Origin of the sequence: Aquibium pacificum (assembly GCF_040839445.1) — a bacterium.
Lineage (GTDB): Bacteria > Pseudomonadota > Alphaproteobacteria > Rhizobiales > Rhizobiaceae > Aquibium > Aquibium pacificus.
This window is the reverse complement of record NZ_JBDPGJ010000046.1, coordinates 1-310: the sequence shown is the minus strand read 5'-3', so window position 1 is coordinate 310 and position 310 is coordinate 1. Positions and strand designations below refer to the sequence as shown.

Sequence of the window (310 nt, the reverse complement as noted above, 5' to 3'; positions counted from 1 at the left end):
CGGAGGACGAGGTGGAGCGCGTCATCACCATCATGCAGAACCCACGACAGTACAAGATCCCAGACTGGTTCTTGAACAGACAGAAGGACGTGAAGGACGGAAAGTACAGCCAGGTTCTGGCCAATGGTCTGGACAACAAGCTGCGAGAGGACCTGGAGCGACTGAAGAAGATCAGAGCCCACAGGGGGCTGCGCCACTTTTGGGGTCTTCGTGTCCGAGGTCAGCACACCAAGACCACTGGCCGCCGGGGCCGCACTGTGGGTGTATCCAAGAAGAAATGAGTCGCTGGGCCGCCGGGGCCGCACTGTGG

The 310-nt window shown here is 60.0% G+C and carries 1 protein-coding gene; it reads left to right on the top strand.

The annotated features are described in order from the left end of the window. Positions 1-281: 30S ribosomal protein S13 (rpsM, locus tag ABGN05_RS30095; RefSeq protein ID WP_367957734.1), on the top strand; the 281-nt coding region annotated here is incomplete at its 5' end. Positions 282-310 lie beyond the last annotated feature (29 nt).